The following is a 15,624-nucleotide window of genomic DNA, read 5'->3' as shown; positions in this document are numbered from 1 at the left end:
AGATGTTGCAATGCACCATTGCGCTGGGCGCATAGCCGGTTAACGGTGCATTGGGCTGTCATTTGGGTTTTGCCATCTGTGCAAGGGCGGCGTTGCCCGTCTCCGTCAAGATGCGGTGAGACCGGTATCAACGATCTTGCCATATCGATCGCCGGCTGGCTTGATCGCGCCGGCACCAACGATTTGCATGACCCAGGAGAAAACCATGGCCGCCGAAGACTACGAAATTCTCGATCCACGCTTTGCGCGGCTGTTCAACGGCAATGCGCAGGTGGACAAGCTGTTCACCGGATGCCGGTGGGCCGAAGGACCGGCCTGGTTTGCGGCCGGCCGTTATGTGGTCTGGTCCGACATTCCCAACAACCGAATGCTGCGCTACGACGAGACCGACGGCAGCGTCAGCGTGTTCCGGCAGCCGTCGGGCAATTCCAACGGCAACACCGTCGACCGGCAGGGCCGGCTGGTCACTTGCGAGCATTCGGGCCGCCGCGTCAGCCGCACCGAGCATGACGGCTCGATCACCACCATAGCCGACAAATGGCGCGGCAAGCGGCTGAACTCGCCCAACGATGCGGTGGTCAAGTCAGATGGTTCGATCTGGTTCACCGACCCGACCTACGGCATCGATACGGATTATGAGGGCGACAAGGCCGAGAGCGAGATCGGCGCCTGCCATGTCTACCGGGCCGACCCCGGCACCGGCGAGATCGAAGCGGTGATCACCGACATGATCAGGCCCAACGGGCTTGCCTTCTCGCTCGACGAGAGCGAGCTCTACGTCGTCGATACCGGCCGCACGCATGGCGCGCAGAATCCGGCGCATATGCGCGTGTTCGATGTCGGCGAGGGCGGCAAGAAGGTCTCAGGCGGAAAGGTCTTCGCCGATTGCACGGCCGGCCTGTTCGATGGTTTCAGGCTAGACGACCAGGGGCGGATCTGGACCAGTGCCGCCGACGGCATCCATTGCTACGATCCGGACGGGACGCTGATCGGCAAGATCAAGGTGCCGGAAGTCGTCGCCAATTGCGTGTTCGGCGGCAACAAGCTGAACTGCCTCTACATCGCCGGCACGACCTCGCTCTACATGGTCCGGCTGATGGTCAACGGCGCAAAGACATTTTGAGCGGCCCTGGGGTCTTCGAAGAGGTCGCTGCGCGCGACTGGTTCGGCGGCGAGACCAATGTCGAGACGTTGAGACGGAAGGAAGTTTGCGAGAGGCTGCGGGACAGCGCCCCCCCTCTGCCCTGCCGGGCATCTCCCCCACGTGGGGGGAGATCGGCAGCTTTGTCGCCGACGCCCTTAGCGTTCGCTCCGCCCGGGATAACGAAAGCACGGTGGCCGCCGCTTAACGCGACCGGATGAAATCGGCGAATTCCGAAATGGCGTTGTGCATTGCCAGTTGGCTTGCCGGCTCCGACAGGATTTTGTCCACCTCCGGTGGCCTCTTGCCGAGCAGGGCGATTTCGAGCGCGGTGTCTTCAAAAAGCGCGAAAGACATGGTGCGCATGATCTCGGCCAGAGCCGCGCGGGCAAACAGCGAGCGCGGCGAGGCGTGCACCAGCATGGCCGGCTTGGCGACAGCGGCGTCGCGCGACACCAGCCAGTCGAGCGCGTTCTTCAGCCCGCCCGGTACGCCATGGGCATACTCAGGGCAGGAGACGATCACGCCGTCAGCGGCGGTGACCGCGTCGATCAGCGCGGATGCTTGCGGTGGCGTCCGCTCGCCTTCGTCATCCGGATTGAAAATCGGCAGCCGGCCAAGCCCGTCATAGACGGATACGCGACAGTCCGGCGGCGCGTTTTGCGCGAGCGCCGCGACCAGGGCCGAATTGGTCGAGGCGGCGCGCAGGCTGCCGGAAATGGCGAGGATGTTCAGCAAAGGCTTAGAGGCGGGCTCGGGCGATTCGTGGTCGGGCACACTACCACATGGTGTGTTTGTATTCTTCGTCCAGCCAGCGGTCGGTCGCCTCGGCCGAATCGGCGAGCGCCAGCTGGTCGCGCAGGATCTGGCCGAGCGTCGGCAGCGTCGCGCGGTCGTACCAGGTTTCCGGCTTCCACAGATCGGAGCGCATGAAAGCCTTGGCGCAATGCATGTAGGCGGCCTTGACCGTCACCAGGACGACGCTTTGCGGTTCCTTGCCGTCGACGGCGAGCCGCTCGCGCAGGCCCGCATCGACGGTGATGCGGGCGTCGCCATTGACGCGCAGCGTCTCGTTCATGCCCGGGATGAGGAAGAGCAGCCCGACCGAAGGGTTGAGAAGAATGTTCTCCAGCGTGTCGAGCCGGTTGTTGCCGGGCCGGTCGGGGATGGCGATGGTCTTCTCGTCGAGCACGGCGGCAAAGCCCGGCCTGTCGCCCTTCGGCGTCACATCGGCATTGCCGGCGCCGTCGGAGGAGCCGATCAGCACGAAGGGGCTTTTGCCGATAAAGGAACGGCTGTGGCCATCCAGCGCCTTCAGTTCCTTGCGGATCGAGCCGTCGGTCGGCCGAGGCGTCTTGTAGATCGTTCTCAGCTCTTCGCGCGTGGTGACGAATTCCATGCCGTCTCCTTGATCGTTACTTGCCGGGCCCTTCCGTTCCGGTCTTGCCTTCAAGCGAATGGCGCATGATCAGCGGCATCTGGCTGAAGGTGAAGAGAAGGGTAATGGGCATGATGCCCCAGACCTTGAAGGTAACCCAGGCGTCAGTGGAAAAATTCCGCCAGACGACTTCGTTGACAAGGGCCAGGAACAGGAAAAACAGGCCCCAGCGGAAAGTGAGTTTCTTCCAGCCCTCGGCATCGAGGCTGAAGGCCGAATCGAAGACGTAGCCGAGCAGCGACTTGCCGAAGAACAGGCCGCCGAGCAGCACGCCGCCGAACAGCATGTTGACGATTGTCGGCTTCATCTTGATGAAGATGTCGTCCTGCAGGTAGAGCGTCAGGGCGCCGAAGACGAAGACGACGACGCCCGACACCATCGGCATGATCGGCAAGGTGCGGGTGAGCAGCCAGGACGCGGCCAGCGCGATCGCGGTCGCGGCCATGAACAGGCCGGTGGCGACGAAGATCGGTCCGCCGAATTCGGCCAGCACCGGAAATTTCTGCGACAGCCATGCGCCACGGGCGTTGGCGAAGAAGAACACCATCAACGGGCCGAGCTCCAGCACCAGCTTGAGCAGCGGATTGACGCCTTCCTTCTTCTGTTTCTGCGGGTCGGACGGGTCGCGTTCGAGGATGCGCGGGTTCATAGGCTTTCCTTCTTGCGCATGATCCTGTCCAAAAAGTCTGCAACTTTTTGGGATCAAGCTTGTTATGCCACTCCAGCGATCGCCCTGGCGAACTCGCTTGCGGAGAATGGTTCGAGGTCGTCGACCTGTTCGCCGACGCCGATGAAATAAACCGGCAATTTGTGCTTTGCCGCAATCGCGACCAGAATACCGCCGCGTGCCGTGCCGTCCAGCTTGGTCATCACCAGGCCGTTGACGCCGGCGATATTGCGGAAGATCTCGACCTGGTTGAGCGCGTTCTGGCCGGTGGTGGCGTCGACCGTCTGCAGCACGGTGTGCGGCGCCTCCGGATCGAGCTTGCCCAGCACCCGGACGATCTTTTCGAGTTCCGCCATCAGCTCGGTCTTGTTCTGCAGCCGCCCGGCGGTGTCGATGATCAGCACGTCGGAGCCGGCTTGCCTGGCCTGTTCGAAGGCATCGTAGGCGAGGCCGGCGGCGTCGGCGCCAAGCTTCGAGGCGATGACCGGCGACCTGGTGCGCTCGCCCCAGATCTTCAATTGCTCGATCGCCGCGGCACGGAACGTGTCGCCGGCGGCGAGCATCACCGACAGGCCGCCGTGGGTGAGCTTTGCCGCCAGCTTGCCGATGGTCGTGGTCTTGCCGGTGCCGTTGACGCCGACGACAAGGATGACATGCGGCTTGTGGCTGAGGTCGAGCTCCAGCGGCAAGGCGACATGGGTCAGCACCTTCTCCACCTCGGTCGCCATGATGGCGCGCACTTCCGTCTCGGAGACGTCCTTGCCGTAGCGGCTGGCAGCCAGCGAATCGGTGATGCGCAAAGCCGTCTCCATGCCGAGATCGGCGCGGATCAGCACGTCCTCCAGATCCTGCAGCGTGTCCTCGTCGAGCTTGCGCTTGGTGAAGACGCCGGCGATGTTGCCCGACAGTTCCCGGGAAGAGCGGGCGAGCCCCTCCTTCATGCGCTGGAACCACGAGCGTTTCGGCGCCGGTTCCGGCGCCTTCTGCGGCTCGGCTCTCTGCTCGACCTTCCTGGTGACGGTGACCTTGCCGGGAGCCGGCTTTGGCTCCGGTGGCGGTTGCGGAACGGGCTCGCGCTTTACCTCCCCATCGAGGGGAGGGTGGGGCGCTGGAATGGCTTCAGGTTCGGGCGCAATCTCCGCAAGGACCGGCTTTGCCTCGACTGGCGCCGGCTGGCGAATCGGGGGCGGGATTTCGGCCGCCGGCGTCTCAGGCTCGGGCGCAGTTAAGGGGGTCCCGGCTGGCGGTGCGGCATCTTGCGCAGGTCCGCGCTGCCCCTCACCCTTACCCTCTCCCGGTGAAGGACGGGGAGAGAGGGGCGTCAGCGCAGGCGCTTCTTCTTTGCCGCTTGCAAAAGGAAGCTCGGCGAAACGATCCGCCCCCTCCTCCCCATCACTATACGGGGAGAAGGTGCCGGCAGGCGGATGAGGGGCAGCGCCAGCCTCTGATGCCTGAGGCTCAGTCTGCACGATTTCTGGCTGCGTCAGCTCTGGTTCGGGAGCCGCCGGAATCTCCTCTGGCGCCGGCTCCTCGGCAGGCGGCTGCAACTCCTCGACCGGACCAGGCTCCGGCTGGACGTCCGGCGCGGGGGGAATGATCGGGGCGGGCTCGGCCGCTTCAACAGGCGTCGGTTGCGGCGCGGAAGGTGCCTCTGGTTCGATTGGGGGCGCAGCTTCTGCTTCGGGCCGGGGCTCTTCGCGTTTCAAAAATTCCGGAACGGCCTGCTCCGCCGCCGGTTTCAGCGCCTCGAGCGCGTCCCATTTGATCGGCGGCAGCGGTGCGGTCTCGTCGATCCGCTCCTCGACCACTTCCTTCTTGCCGAACGAAAATATCTTCTTGAAAAAACCAGCCATGTTCTTGCGTCTCAGGCGGCGCGGGCGGCAAACGGCGCCGCGATCAGTCTGACACCGTCATCGCCGGCGATAGCGGCGTCAACGATTTCGCCCGGCGCGCCGGCGGAGACCGCAGCGAGCGTGAACCCTTCGGTGCGGCCGAGCCCGTCGCGCTCGACCAGGATCGACTGGCGTGTTCCGGCGAGCGAGGAAAGGTGGCTGCGATAGGCGGTGTCACCGGCGGCGCGCAGCCGTGCCGCACGCTGCTTGACCAGTTCGCGGCGAAGCTGCGGCATGCGCGCGGCGGGGGTGCCTTCGCGCGGCGAAAACGGAAAGACGTGGAGATGCGTCAGGCCGCATTCCTCGACGATCTCCAGCGATTTTTCGAACATGGCGTCCGTCTCGGTCGGGAAGCCGGCGATGATGTCGGCGCCGAAGACGATGCCGGGACGCAATTTGCGCAAATCCTGGCAAAAACGGATCGACTGATCCCGGTTGTGCCGGCGCTTCATCCGTTTCAGGATCATGTCGTCACCGGACTGCAGCGACAGATGCAGATGCGGCATCAGCCGGGGCTCGGTGGCGATGGCGTCGAGCAGATCGTCGTCAGCCTCGATCGAATCGATCGAGGAAAGGCGCAGGCGTTTCACGTCAGGCACCTGCTTCAGGATTGTCTTGACCAATTTGCCGAGTTTCGGGCTGCCCGGCAGATCGGCGCCGAAACTGGTCATGTCGACGCCGGTCAGCACGATCTCGGCATAGCCATTGCCGCTCAGCCGCTTGACCTGCTCGACCACGGCGCCCATCGGCACCGAGCGCGAATTGCCGCGGCCATAGGGGATGATGCAGAAGGTGCAGCGGTGGTCGCAGCCGTTCTGAACCTGGACGAACGCCCGCGCCCGGCCTTCGATGGCGTCGACCATGTGGCCGGCCGTCTCGCGCACCGAAAAGATATCGTTGACGCGAGCCTTCTCGGTGTCGTTGACGCCGAAATCCGGCAGCGCGCGATAGGAATGCGCCTTCAGCTTTTCCTCATTGCCAAGGACGAGATCGACCTCGTCCATGGCGACGAAATTCTGCGGCTCGGTTTGCGCGGCGCAGCCGGTGACGATGATGCGGGCCTGCGGGTTCTCGCGGCGGGCCTTGCGGATCGACTGTTTTGCCTGGCGCACCGCCTCGCCGGTGACGGCGCAGGTGTTGAAGATGATGGCGCCGCCTTCCAGCGCGCCAAGGCCGGCGCTTTCCGCCTCTCGCCGCATCACCTCGGATTCATAGGTGTTCAGCCGGCAGCCGAAGGTGACGACGTCAACACTTTTGGGAAGAGCGGGACCCTTCTTGGCAAGTGCGGCCATCAGGCGGCGCTTTCGGTGTCGCGGGCCCACACGCCGGTCGCCGGCTCGAAGCTGCCGGAAAATTCCCATTCGGCGGCGCCGGTGAGGATGACGTGGTCGTCGCCGCGCCACTCGACATGCAAGGAGCCACCTCCGGGCGTCACCAGGGAGACGCTGCGTCCGGTCCGCCTGGTGCGCGCGGCAGCGACGGCGGCGGCACAGGCCGCTGTGCCGCATGCCTTGGTCAGGCCGGCGCCGCGCTCCCAGGTGCGGATGACCATCGTCTCGGTCGAGGTCACCCGCGCGATGGTGATGTTGGCGCGTTCGGGGAAGATCGGGTGGTTTTCGAGCAGCGGACCGAAGCGGTCGAGCTCATAGGACCAGACGTCGCGATCGACCCAGAAGATGGCGTGCGGATTGCCCATCGACACCACCGAGGGCGAGTGCAGCACCGGCGCGTCGATCGGGCCGACCTGCAGCTCGATCATGCGGGTATCGCGGAATTCCTCGGCGAGCGGAATATCCTGCCAGCCGAAATGCGGCTTGCCCATGTCGACCGAGATCAGCCCGTCGGCATGTTCTTCAGCGTTGAGAATGCCGGCGACGGTCTCGAAGGCGAATGTCTTCTGGCCGGTCACGGCGGCAAGCGCCTGCACCACGCAGCGCATGCCGTTGCCGCAGGCCTGCGCGCCGGTTCCGTCGGAATTCAGGATGTCGATGAAAAAGGCAGTGCCCGGCGTTCTGGCGTCGTGGATCGCCATGATCTGATCGAACTTCGTCGCGGCATCGGCATTGAGCGCAAGGGCGGCAGCCGGCGCCACCCGGTCGGCGCGACCGCGCATGTCGGCAACGATGATTTCGTTGCCAATGCCGTTCATCTTGGCGAAGGGGGCAGTGCTTGCCATGGATCGAAGGTCTCATGCCGGTTTGGCGCCTATATGGCGGATAGCGGCCGGAATTACCAGTGCGAGACGCCAGCGCGCCGTGCATCGACTTGGACGCACAAAGTACGCTCTGACATTTTTAAACCTGCGCATCGTGCTTTCTGAAAATCGATTCCGATTTTCGGGCCGATGCGGCTAAAGCGCGTCGCGTTTGAGCCGATTCATGCAACGCGCTTTAGGTTCTTGTTTTATCCATGTCGTTATCGCAATACCGCTACGCACTTTTGCGCGACATGCATTACGCCACCGCCAAGACGCCAAGCATGACCAGCAGGAAGATGATCAGCACGATGCCGATGAGAATGCGGGCGCCGGTGGCGGCGGCTCCGGCCAATGCCGGCATGCCGAGCAGGCTGGCCGCGGCCGCGATTATCAGAAGAATGACAATCCATTTGATCATGGGAAATCCCTCGCAGCCGACGGTTGTGGACCACCACCAACGCGTTTACGACGTCCCGAGTTCCCCCGGGGGTCTCTGGGGTCGCCAGCCTAGAGCGCCGGCACGTCCCAGACTTCGCCGGGACGCAGGGCGCGAAAGCGTTCTTGCGGGACACCTTGATCGTCGAGGGCCTCGCCAAGCTTTCTTGCCGGCTCGTCGATCGGCTCGTTGGTGAGCCGGAACGTGCCCCAATGGCAGCCGGCGGCATAGGCGGCGTCGCACAACAGCATGCCTTGCACCGCCTCCTCCGGGTTCTGGTGGTGTGGCGCCATGAACCAGCGCGGCTCGTAGGCGCCGATCGGCAGGATGGCGATGCGGAAGCCGCCGTGCCTTTCGGCCATCAACCGGTAGTTGATGCCATCATGGAAACCGGTGTCGCCGGCGAAATAGACTTTTCCGCCCGGCGTCTCGACCACAAAGCCCGCCCACAGGGCCATGCGCCGATCTCGGGTGCCGCGTGCCGACCAATGGTGCACCGGCTCGACATGGACGGCGACGTCGTTGCCGATCTCGACCCGTTCGCCCCAGTCGTGCACGGAAAGCCGCATGCCGGGAACGCCGACATCGATGATGGCGTCGTTGCCGAGCGGCGTCAGCACCAGCGGGTCGTGCTTTGTCTTCAGCCGCTTCAGCGTGGCGAGGTCGAGATGATCGTAGTGGTTGTGGCTGACCAGCACGAGGTCGATCGGCGGCAGGTTGGAGAAGGCGATGCCCGGCGGATTGACCCGTTTCGGCCCGGCAAAGGCGAGCGGCGAGGCGCGCCGCGACCAGACCGGGTCGGTGAGGATGTTCAGGCCGGCTGTCTGGATGAGCAGCGTGGAATGGCCGACCATGGTCAGCCTCAGTTCGGAGCCGTCGATCCGTTTGGCCGGTGTCGCCTGATGAAACGGACTTGGATTCGCCGACGGCCATTTCGAGCGTTCGCCGCCCAGCTGCCACTTCAAAAGATCGGAAAAGCGGGCAGGCAACTTGCCGTTGGGATTGAAGAACAAGGTGCCGTCGAAATGATCGCTGGGCGGCCCGCTATAGTAGCGGTTGGCCGCCCTTTTCCTCGCAGCCAAGATTTCGCCTCCGGCAAGGTTCGGTTTCATCAGAGATAGGACCGAAGCGGGCTGGCGCAAGCATTTGGCGGCCGGACGCCAAGGGCAGGCCTGTCCTGGCAAACCGCTGCGCAGTCTCGCGTCAGACCCCCAGGGCAGGTTTTCGGGCGGCACGCATTTGTGGCAAAGTTGCAACAGGTGCCGCCGCAAATGCTATTTTAACCATACAGGGTTGAAATTTTGCCACCTTCTCCGTCTTGGTAAAGGAGATATTGTGCGGACGGCAGCCCGGCCGGATCCGACGGAGGTTTGAAATGAATTTTTCGAAAACCGGTCTGCTGGCCGTATCGCTGGCCGCGCTCTTTGCGAGCGGCTGTTCAACGTCACGGTTCTCGCCGATGGACCAGCAGCCGGCGCCGCTGCAAGCCGCGCCCTCCGGCAAGGTGACCGCAAACCAGCTGCCGCCGCCGGCGTCTCCTGGCACCGCCGACCCGTCGAAATTTCCGACGGCGCCGCAAGGCACGCCCCAGGTCGCCTCGCTGCCGCCGGACGGAACGGCTCCGGCCGGAGCCCCGGATCTTACCGCAAGCAGCGTCGCCGGCGTGTGGAAGGCCAGCGTGTCCGGCCAGAGCTGCCAGGTGGCGACGCCGCAAACCAAATTCGGCTCCGGCTATCGGGCTGGACCACTGCATTGCCCGGCACCGATCGACGGCATCAAATCCTGGAACGTCGCCGGCAAGCAGCTGACGCTGTACGACGCGAATGGCGGCACGCTGGCACGGCTCTATTCCTCGGGCGGAGAGAAATTCGACGGCCAGACTTCCAACGGCCTGCCGATCTCGCTTACAAGAGGCTGACCCGCCCGCCCCTATTGTTTTTACGCGATTCCGGGCCGAAAACCGCTACACGCTTTTCCCGGAATTGCTCTCTTTTGTTTTTACGCAATTCCGGACAGAAAACCGCTACACATTTTTCTTGGAATTGCTCCGGAACGACGTGATCGATGCATCTGCGCGACGGCCTTCAGACCCATGCGACCGTCCGGCAGCGCTACGACCATCTGGTTGTGTCAGGCGTGATCGACCGCGATCGGGCGCAGGAGCGGGTCGTTGCGGCACTCGACCGGCTGATCGACGAGATTTCGGCAAAACGGCTGGCGCACAAATCGAGCGCGCTGGGCTGGCTGTTCGCTCGCAAGCGCGAGACGCGCGAGGCCGTCAAGGGCCTCTATATCCACGGCGGCGTCGGCCGCGGCAAGACCATGCTGATGGACATGTTCTTCGAACTGGTGCCGGTCCGGCGCAAGCGGCGTGTGCATTTCAACGATTTTATGGCCGATGTGCAGGACCGCATCCAGAAGCACCGGCAGGCGCGTAAAGAGGGCACCGTCAGGGAAGACGACCCGATCGCGCCGGTGGCCCGCGCGTTGGCCGAGGAAGCCTGGGTGCTGTGCTTCGACGAGTTTTCCGTCACCGACATCGCCGATGCGATGGTCCTGTCGCGGCTGTTCTCGGCGCTGTTTGCCAACGGCGTCGTGCTGGTCGCCACGTCCAATGTCGCGCCGCAGGATCTCTACGGCGACGGCTTGAACCGCAAGCTTTTCCTTCCCTTCATCGGCATCCTGGAGCGGCATGCGCAGGTGATTGCCCTCGATGCCGACAAGGACTATCGGCTGGACAAGCTCAGCCGCCTGCCGGTCTATGTCACCCCTGCCGATGCCGCCGCCGATGCCGTCCTCGACGAGGCCTGGAACGTGATGACGCATGGCAGGCCGACGCAGGCAGCGGCCCTGACGGTAAAGGGCCGGCAGGTCGTCGTGCCGCGCGCCGCCGGCGACGCGGCGCGGTTTTCCTTTGCCGATCTCTGCGAAAACCCGCTCGGCGCCCGCGATTTCCTGGCGATTGCCGGCCGCTTCTCGACCGTCTTTATCGATCATGTGCCGGTGCTTGGCGAAGGCATGCGCAACGAGGCGAAGCGCTTCATCCTGCTGGTAGACACGCTCTACGACCATCATGTGCGGCTGGTGGTGAGCGCCGCCGCACCGCCAGCGGAGCTTTATACGGCCAGGCGCGGCAACGAGGTCTTCGAGTTCGAGCGCACCGCGTCGCGGCTGATCGAGATGCAGAGCCACGAATGGCTGGAAGACTGGGTGGAGCGGCAGAAGGCGACGTTGACCGAAGCGCAGCAGGCTCGGGCCTGAAGATGGTCTCCGGAAGGTCGCGATCCTTCGCGCCCCCCTCCCTCCCGCCGGCAATGGCCATGAGGCAAAATAATCCAGCCTGACCCGGTTCATAGAACACATCTTCGGCGACCCGCATCACAAGCGCGTCATCGCCGGGAAACAGCCTTCTTATTTCCATCTTCATTGCGTAATTTTCCCCAAGTCGGCTTACGAACTTTGACGTTTACGTAAATCCCATCTCATCTAACCGATTGAAAAATCTCACTCCAAAATAATCGTTTGAATATTCTATGCGCCGGGGCTATTGGGTGCGGCGAAATCTTCGCGGCTTCCCCGCCGCATTCCGGCCTCCTTCCTCCGACGCCGTCATCCAATTCGTTAAGGGATTTGGGCGCCGTCACAGTCTAAAGGGAAAACATCCTGACATGGCACGCAACAAGATAGCGCTCATCGGCTCGGGCATGATCGGCGGCACGCTCGCCCACATGATCGGCCTCAAGGATCTCGGCGACGTTGTGCTGTTCGATATCGCCGAGGGCATTCCGCAAGGCAAAGGGCTGGATATCGCGCAGTCGTCGCCGGTCGATGGCTTCGATTCGAGGCTGACCGGCGTCAACGATTATGCCGGCATCGAGGGTGCCGACGTCTGCATCGTCACCGCCGGCGTGCCGCGCAAGCCCGGCATGAGCCGCGACGACCTTTTGGGCATCAATCTGAAGGTCATGGAGCAGGTTGGCGCGGGTCTCAAGAAATACGCGCCGAAAGCCTTCGTCATCTGCATCACCAACCCGCTCGACGCCATGGTCTGGGCGCTGCAGAAGTTCTCCGGCCTGCCGAAGAGCCATGTCGTGGGCATGGCCGGCGTGCTCGACAGTTCGCGCTTTCGCTATTTCCTGGCCGAAGAATTCAAGGTGTCGGTCGAGGATGTCACCGCCTTCGTGCTCGGCGGCCATGGCGATTCCATGGTGCCGATGATCCGCTATTCGACGGTCGCCGGCATCCCGCTGCCCGACCTCATCAAGATGGGCTGGACCTCGAAGGAAAAGCTCGACCAGATCGTGCAGCGCACCCGCGACGGCGGCGCCGAGATCGTCGGCCTGCTCAAGACCGGCTCGGCCTTCTACGCACCGGCCGCCTCGGCGATCGCCATGGCCGAAGCCTATCTCAAGGACAAGAAGCGCGTGCTGCCCTGTGCTGCGCATCTCTCCGGCCAGTATGGTGTCAAGAACACCTATGTCGGCGTGCCGGTGGTGATCGGCGCCGGCGGTGTCGAGCGCGTCATCGAGATCGAGCTCGGCAAAGCCGAGCAGAAGATGTTCGACAATTCGGTGGCGGCGGTGCAGGGCCTGTGCGAGGCTTGCGTCAAGATCGCTCCGCAACTCGCCGCCAAATGATCCGCCGCCAAGTGACCCGCCAGTAAAGTGATCTGGAGACAACGCGCATGAACATCCATGAATATCAGGGCAAGGCGCTGCTGAAGGGCTTTGGCGCACCGGTGGCCGAAGGCGTGCCGGTGTTTAGGGCAAGCGAGGCGGAAGCCGCCGCCAAGGCACTGCCCGGCCCGCTCTATGTGGTGAAAAGCCAGCTCCATGCCGGCGGCCGCGGCAAGGGCAAGTTCAGGGAGCTTGGCCCCGACGCCAAGGGCGGCGTCAGGCTGGCGAAATCGGTGGCCGAGGTCGTCGCCAACGCCAAGGAAATGCTTGGCCACACGCTGGTCACCAAGCAGACCGGCCCCTCGGGCAAGCAGGTCAACCGCCTCTACATCGAGGATGGCGCCGACATCGAGCGCGAGCTCTATCTGTCGCTGCTGGTCGATCGCTCCGTCGGCCGCATCGCTTTCGTCGTTTCGACCGAGGGCGGCATGGACATCGAGGCGGTCGCCCACGACACGCCGGAAAAGATCATCACCGTCGCCATCGACCCGGAAAAAGGCATAACGGCGGATGATTTGAAAGAACTCAACGGCGCGCTGAAGCTCGACGGCGACGCCGCCAGGGACGGCGAGACGTTGTTCCCGATCCTCTACAAAGCCTTCGTCGAAAAGGACATGAGCCTGCTCGAGGTCAATCCGCTGATCGTCATGAAGAATGGCCGGTTGCGCGTGCTCGACGCAAAAGTGTCGTTCGACAACAACGCGCTGTTCCGCCATCCCGACGTGATGGAGCTGCGCGACATCACCGAAGAGGACGAGAAGGAGATCGAGGCGTCGAAATACGACCTCGCCTACGTCGCGCTCGACGGCAATATCGGCTGCATGGTCAACGGCGCCGGCCTCGCCATGGCGACGATGGATATCATCAAGCTCTACGGCGCCGAGCCCGCAAACTTCCTCGACGTCGGCGGCGGTGCGTCGAAGGAGAAGGTGACGGCGGCATTCAAGATCATCACCAAGGACCCGGCGGTCAAAGGCATCCTGATCAACATCTTTGGCGGCATCATGAAGTGCGACATCATCGCCGAAGGCGTTATCGCGGCGGTCAAGGAAGTCGGCCTGCAAGTGCCGCTGGTGGTGCGGCTGGAAGGCACCAATGCCGAACTCGGCAAGAAGATCATCAACGACAGCGGGCTCAACGTCGTCTCGGCCGACGACCTCGACGACGCGGCCAAGAAAATCGTGGCGGCGGTGAAGGGCTGAAGGGCAGTCGATGATCTCGACCCGACTTCTGTGTGCAATTGGACTCGGCTGCTTCGCCATGCCGGCGCACGCGGAAGAGATTACGGATGCAATGGTGCTCTATAAAAACATCTGTATCGCATCAAACGGCGATTTGACCAAAGCGGAGCAGTTGACGACGGAGAATGGATTTTCGATCGATTCTGACGACCATGGCAGGAAGACTTTCGACCGAACGACTGGAACTCTCCTAGCGCCGTTTGTCATACTCCAGTCGGCCGGATCTAAAGGGAATGAGTCTTTGCTCGATATCTGTGCGATCTTCGGAACTACGATTCGAATGGCAGAGTTTGATGGCTACGCTCGCTCGCGGGCTTTGATCGAGGTGCCAAAGGAGGAGGTTCTTGGCGATCTAGCGGACCTAAACTATGTCCGGATTTACGCAAACAAGGAGTGCCAGGCTGCTGGGGACGGCAGCGCCGCATGCATTGTTATCGGGACCATCTGCGACAAGCCGGTAGGCGAAAAGTTCACAGGGGTTTTCCGTTTTGGAACCCCTCGGCCTCGAGTGGGGAATCCTCTATGACCTTACCTCCATCCACAAGCGTGAAGGGCTGATCTGGTGCCTCCGCACAAGATAAACCTGGTCGAGGCGGCGGATCAGAAGATCAAAAAGGTCTTCGATCCGCATATCGCCGGCGACGTCAACGACGCCCAGGTCAAGATCGCCAAATTCGGTGACGTCTTCGACTGGCACGCGCATGACGACGAGGACGAAGCCTTCCTGGTGCTGCGCGGCCGCATCGCCATCGACTTTCGCGACGGCACGGTGGAGCTTGGCAGCGGCGAGTTCATCGTCGTGCCGCGTTCCGTCGAGCACCGGCCGCGCTCGCTGAGCGAGCAGCCGGTGGTGCTGATGTTCGAGCCGGCGACGACACTTAACACCGGCAACGCCAAGAGCGACCTCACCGTCGCCGATCTCAAGCGTCTCTAGACTATGGCGGCTCTGACGATGACCGCGCAGCCTTCCCCGATCAACGGTTTGTAAAAAGGACCACCATGTCCATTCTCGTCGACAAGAACACCAAGGTGTTGGTGCAAGGCCTGACCGGCAAGACCGGCACGTTCCATACCGAACAGGCTCTGGCCTATCACGGGACAAAGATGGTCGGCGGCATCCACCCCAAGAAGGGTGGCGAGACGTGGACCGGCGCCACGGCCGAGAGCTTGCCGATCTTTTCCACCGTCGCTGAAGGCAAGGCGAAGACCGGCGCCAATGCATCTGTCGTCTATGTGCCGCCGGCGGGCGCCGCCGAGGCGATCCTGGAAGCGATCGAAGCAGAGATCCCGCTGATCATCTGCATCACCGAGGGCATCCCGGTGATCGACATGATCAAGGTCAAGGCGCGGCTCGACCGCTCGACATCGCGGCTCATCGGCCCCAACTGTCCCGGCGTTCTGACCCCCAACGAATGCAAGATCGGCATCATGCCCGGCAACATCTTCCGCAAGGGCTCGGTCGGCGTTGTTTCCCGCTCGGGAACGCTTACCTATGAGGCAGTGTTCCAGACCACCAATGTCGGTCTCGGCCAGACCACCGCCGTCGGCATCGGTGGCGACCCCGTCAAAGGCACGGAGTTCATCGACGTGCTGGAGATGTTCCTCGCCGACGACGAGACACAGTCGATCATCATGATCGGCGAGATCGGCGGCTCGGCCGAGGAAGACGCCGCGCAGTTCCTCAAGGACGAAGCCAAGCGTGGCCGCAAGAAGCCGATGGCCGGTTTCATCGCCGGGCGCACGGCCCCGGCCGGCCGCACCATGGGTCACGCAGGCGCGGTGATCTCCGGCGGCAAGGGCGGCGCCGAGGACAAGATCGCGGCGATGGAATCGGCCGGAATAAAGGTTTCGCCGTCGCCGGCTCGGCTCGGCACGACGCTGGTCGAAGCGATAAAAGGTTAAGGCAGTAAGGGAGTAGGGCAGTATGGGAGTAGGG

At 63.2% G+C, this 15,624-nt stretch carries 16 protein-coding genes; 8 read left to right on the top strand and 8 right to left on the bottom strand.

Translation table 11 applies throughout. From position 1 onward, the window contains the following. Positions 1-205: 205 nt before the first annotated feature. Positions 206-1,123 carry an SMP-30/gluconolactonase/LRE family protein gene (locus AC0L2R_RS30050; RefSeq protein ID WP_473513194.1) on the top strand — a complete coding sequence of 306 codons (918 nt, stop codon included), beginning with the start codon at positions 206-208 and terminating at the stop codon, positions 1,121-1,123. A 222-nt stretch (positions 1,124-1,345) separates the two neighbouring features. On the opposite strand, the gene AC0L2R_RS30045 is transcribed toward AC0L2R_RS30050, so the two are convergent. From AC0L2R_RS30045 to AC0L2R_RS30010, 8 genes are all read right to left on the bottom strand, one after another. Next, positions 1,346-1,879 carry an NADPH-dependent FMN reductase gene (locus AC0L2R_RS30045; RefSeq protein WP_473513233.1) on the bottom strand — a complete coding sequence of 178 codons (534 nt, stop codon included), beginning with the start codon at positions 1,877-1,879 and terminating at the stop codon, positions 1,346-1,348. Between the two features lie 40 nt (positions 1,880-1,919). Further along, positions 1,920-2,540, bottom strand: a complete 621-nt coding sequence (locus AC0L2R_RS30040) for a pyridoxamine 5'-phosphate oxidase family protein (RefSeq protein ID WP_027153702.1) — start codon at positions 2,538-2,540, stop codon at positions 1,920-1,922. 16 nt (positions 2,541-2,556) lie between these two features. Then, positions 2,557-3,228: a septation protein A gene (locus AC0L2R_RS30035; RefSeq protein WP_473513192.1), complete on the bottom strand. Its 672-nt coding sequence runs from the start codon at positions 3,226-3,228 to the stop codon at positions 2,557-2,559. A 62-nt stretch (positions 3,229-3,290) separates the two neighbouring features. Continuing rightward, positions 3,291-5,099, bottom strand: a complete 1,809-nt coding sequence (gene ftsY / locus AC0L2R_RS30030) for a signal recognition particle-docking protein FtsY (RefSeq protein WP_473513190.1) — start codon at positions 5,097-5,099, stop codon at positions 3,291-3,293. Between the two features lie 11 nt (positions 5,100-5,110). Then, complete coding sequence (gene mtaB, locus AC0L2R_RS30025; protein WP_473513188.1) at positions 5,111-6,430, bottom strand: tRNA (N(6)-L-threonylcarbamoyladenosine(37)-C(2))-methylthiotransferase MtaB; 1,320 nt, start codon at positions 6,428-6,430, stop codon at positions 5,111-5,113. After that, on the bottom strand, positions 6,430-7,314 hold the full coding sequence (dapF, locus tag AC0L2R_RS30020; RefSeq protein ID WP_473513186.1) for a diaminopimelate epimerase: 885 nt from the start codon (positions 7,312-7,314) through the stop codon (positions 6,430-6,432). The genes mtaB and dapF overlap by 1 nt, the downstream gene beginning before the upstream one ends. Positions 7,315-7,591: 277 nt before the next feature. Beyond that, positions 7,592-7,753, bottom strand: coding sequence for a DUF1328 family protein (locus tag AC0L2R_RS30015; RefSeq protein WP_023803355.1), 162 nt, complete (start codon positions 7,751-7,753; stop codon positions 7,592-7,594). Between the two features lie 89 nt (positions 7,754-7,842). Beyond that, the gene (locus tag AC0L2R_RS30010) at positions 7,843-8,853 is read right to left on the bottom strand and encodes an MBL fold metallo-hydrolase (RefSeq protein ID WP_473513185.1); all 1,011 of its coding nucleotides are present in this window, start codon (positions 8,851-8,853) and stop codon (positions 7,843-7,845) included. A 293-nt stretch (positions 8,854-9,146) separates the two neighbouring features. Between AC0L2R_RS30010 and AC0L2R_RS30005 the strand changes: the two genes are divergently transcribed. The 7 genes from AC0L2R_RS30005 (at position 9,147) to sucD (ending at position 15,590) form a co-directional block, all read left to right on the top strand. After that, a complete protein-coding gene (locus tag AC0L2R_RS30005) occupies positions 9,147-9,689 on the top strand; it encodes a protease inhibitor Inh/omp19 family protein (RefSeq protein ID WP_473513183.1) in 543 nt (180 codons plus the stop codon). A 146-nt stretch (positions 9,690-9,835) separates the two neighbouring features. Next, on the top strand, positions 9,836-11,032 hold the full coding sequence (gene zapE / locus AC0L2R_RS30000) for a cell division protein ZapE (RefSeq protein WP_473513181.1): 1,197 nt from the start codon (positions 9,836-9,838) through the stop codon (positions 11,030-11,032). Between the two features lie 407 nt (positions 11,033-11,439). Then, the gene (gene mdh / locus AC0L2R_RS29995) at positions 11,440-12,408 is read left to right on the top strand and encodes a malate dehydrogenase (protein ID WP_027153710.1); all 969 of its coding nucleotides are present in this window, start codon (positions 11,440-11,442) and stop codon (positions 12,406-12,408) included. Positions 12,409-12,455: 47 nt separating this feature from the next. Beyond that, positions 12,456-13,649, top strand: coding sequence for an ADP-forming succinate--CoA ligase subunit beta (gene sucC, locus AC0L2R_RS29990; protein ID WP_473513179.1), 1,194 nt, complete (start codon positions 12,456-12,458; stop codon positions 13,647-13,649). 10 nt (positions 13,650-13,659) lie between these two features. Further along, positions 13,660-14,214 carry a hypothetical protein gene (locus AC0L2R_RS29985; protein WP_473513178.1) on the top strand — a complete coding sequence of 185 codons (555 nt, stop codon included), beginning with the start codon at positions 13,660-13,662 and terminating at the stop codon, positions 14,212-14,214. A 36-nt stretch (positions 14,215-14,250) separates the two neighbouring features. Then, positions 14,251-14,622, top strand: a complete 372-nt coding sequence (locus AC0L2R_RS29980) for a cupin domain-containing protein (protein WP_287057015.1) — start codon at positions 14,251-14,253, stop codon at positions 14,620-14,622. Positions 14,623-14,687: 65 nt separating this feature from the next. After that, positions 14,688-15,590: a succinate--CoA ligase subunit alpha gene (gene sucD / locus AC0L2R_RS29975; RefSeq protein WP_473513176.1), complete on the top strand. Its 903-nt coding sequence runs from the start codon at positions 14,688-14,690 to the stop codon at positions 15,588-15,590. Positions 15,591-15,624 lie beyond the last annotated feature (34 nt).

It is taken from the genome of Mesorhizobium sp. WSM4820, from assembly GCF_055811075.1.
The sequence above is the reverse complement of the archived record's forward strand: the minus strand, read 5'-3'. Positions and strand labels throughout refer to the sequence as shown.